Source organism: Rhizobium sp. AAP43, assembly GCF_001296045.1.
GTDB lineage: Bacteria > Pseudomonadota > Alphaproteobacteria > Rhizobiales > Rhizobiaceae > Allorhizobium.
In genome coordinates this window covers 1-2,419 of the sequence record NZ_LJHS01000043.1, presented here as the reverse complement: position 1 = coordinate 2,419, position 2,419 = coordinate 1, and the positions used below count along the sequence as shown (strand labels likewise).

Sequence of the window (2,419 nt, the reverse complement as noted above, 5' to 3'; positions counted from 1 at the left end):
CGCCGGTGAAGTCGTGTTGCAACCAGGATAAGAAATCACAGTTGTGAACGTGGGTGCACAACGTCAGGGCAGGGAAGTGAGGGCCTGGCAGGCAGACAGGAGGTTGGGTGGTAGAAGGCAGAACGAAGAAGCGGATTGGAGGTGAAAAAGTGGAGTTGTGCGATGAGGCAGTCGGCGGGCGAACGCCAGAGTTGGGCTGCCACGAGTTAGGAAAATTCATGCATGGCGAGTTCATTGGGTTTGGGTTTGCTCCATATGATCACAGCAAGGAAGGCGTTGCTCTGATGGTTCAAAACTGGGATCGTGGCTGCCCCAAGCAACACGGCCTGGCAGCAGCGTGGTGGGCAGCAAAGCAAAGATTTGCTGGGTACATATGCTGCTCAGCAGCGGTCGAGATCAGCAGACATCGGGGCAGGAATCCCGGGATGAGAATTTGTCTCGCAGACAGGCATGCGTCGTGCCAGCAACAGTCGGGGGGCTCAAGAGGGGAGCGCCCCGCACATGCCATCACCGGCGGCACAAGAAGGAGTCCCTGCAGCCTCACTGCGCGGCCTTGCCGTCCAGCGACGGCGCCCCCTCCCCCTCGGCGTGCGCGGCAGAGGGCAGCGCCCGCAGCTCCAGCACGCCCTCGCCGCCCCCCGAAGGCGCCTTGGCCATCTCCATGGCGGCCACGGCCAGCCCGCCGCTGTTGCGCATCTCCAGCTGCTCGGTGGCCTCCACCGCCTCCCTGCCCACAATCTTGCTCCAGATGGGGTGCTTGCAGTACAGGGTGTAGATCTCCTCGAGGGGCACACCACGGGTCTCTGGCACCAGGAAGTAGACAAAGACGGTCATGCCGGCGACGCAGGCGGCAAAGAAGAGGAAGACTCCGAACTCCATGGCGCACAGCATGCTGAGGAAGCACTGGCCCAGCACAAAGGAGAAGAGGAAGTTGGTGGCCACGGTGAGGGAGAAGCCTGCGGAGCGGGTCTCCAGCGTCTGGATCTCAGAGGGCACCAGCCAGCCCAGGGGCCCCCAGGACCAGGCAAAGCCAGCCACGAAGATGCAGATGAGGACCAGGGCCGAGTACACGATGGCGTCGGGCAGGTTGGTGGTGTCGTAGTGGGAGAAGGCGACGCCCAGCAGGATGCCCACAGCAACCTGCATGCAGAACATCTGGGTGCCGCCCTGGAGGAAGAGCTTGCGGCGGCCCGCGCGGTCCACCAGCAGGATGGAGACAAAGGTTGAGACGAGGTTGACAGAGCCGATGATCACGGCGTTCAGCAGCGACGCGCTCTTGCCGGCGCCCAGCGAGCTGAAGAGGATGGGGACGTAGAACATGATGCTGTTGATGCCGGTCCACTGCTGGAAGGTGGGGATGGCCACCGCCAGCACCGCCTGCGGGCGGTACTGCCGCTTCAGCAGGTTGCGCCAGGCCTGCAGCTCGCCCACCTGCCGGGCCGAGGCCGCCGCCTCTTGGATGTCGGCAAACTCTGCATCCACCTCGGTGGTGCCGCGGATGCGCTCCAGCACCCTGCGCCCGGCCTCCGGCTTTCCCCTCTCCACCAGGGAGTTGGGCGAGTCAGGCAGGGTGATGCCGCCCAGGGTGAGGACGCAGGCGGGCACGATGGCCAGGCCCAGCGACAGGCGCCAGCCCTCGTCCCAGTCCTGGACGCCGTAGTTGACCAGCTGCGCAACCAGGATGCCGATGGTCGTGGCCAGCTGAAACATGATGTTCATGGCGCCACGAGCGTGGTGGGGGGCCATCTCGGAAAGGTACAGGGGCACAGACTGGTTGGCACAAGCAATGCCAAAGCCCAGCGAGATGCGCCCCACGATGAGCATGGCCAGGTTTTGTGCAGCTGCATTCATGGCGCCACCAAACAGGAAGAACAGGCCGCCCATCGTCATGGTGACCTTGCGGCCAAAGTTGCGTGTGACATAGGATGCCACTGGGGCCATGACCATGCCGGCGAGGAAGAGGGAGGAAGTGAACAGCGCGAGGGTCTGGTCGTCGAAGGTGCAGTATGGGCTGTGGTTGTTTGCGTCTGCCTGCTTCTTTTCGTACACCCCAGGGAAGAACTTGATCAGGAAAGAGTCCATGCTTTCCACGCCGCCGGTGACCCCCAAGTCGTAGCCAAACAGGAGCCCTCCTGAGGCAGCGATGATGGCGGTGAACATGACCGCCATGGTGAGCCGGCCATGGTACTCGGATGCGCGGCCTGCCGTGCCGATGGGGCCGATGGGGCCGCCGCCACCCATGATGTGTGCGTGATCAGCCGGGGCAAGCGGACAGTGAGTTTACGCGCTGCGATGCTGCAGAAAGAGCGCTGCAAACTCGGGAGTTGCAGAAGGGGTTTCTGCGCTTGAGGGGACGCAGGCTTCCGGGGCTCCTCTGGAGGGCTTGGAGAATTGTCTTGCAGGGATACTGGAGTGAAAT

Annotated in this window: 1 protein-coding gene; it reads right to left on the bottom strand. The window is 63.2% G+C overall.

Annotation, left to right across the window (positions count from 1 at the left end; all coding sequences use genetic code 11):
• Nucleotides 1–540: 540 nt before the first annotated feature.
• A complete protein-coding gene (locus tag IP76_RS23710) occupies nucleotides 541–2,241 on the bottom strand; it encodes a sugar porter family MFS transporter (protein ID WP_054159769.1) in 1,701 nt (566 codons plus the stop codon).
• Nucleotides 2,242–2,419 lie beyond the last annotated feature (178 nt).

Excerpts from the sequence above, each read along its gene's own strand:
- IP76_RS23710 (WP_054159769.1), bottom strand. The coding sequence starts at position 2,241 with ATGGGTGGCGGCGGCCCCATCGGCCCCATCGGCACGGCAGGCCGCGCA.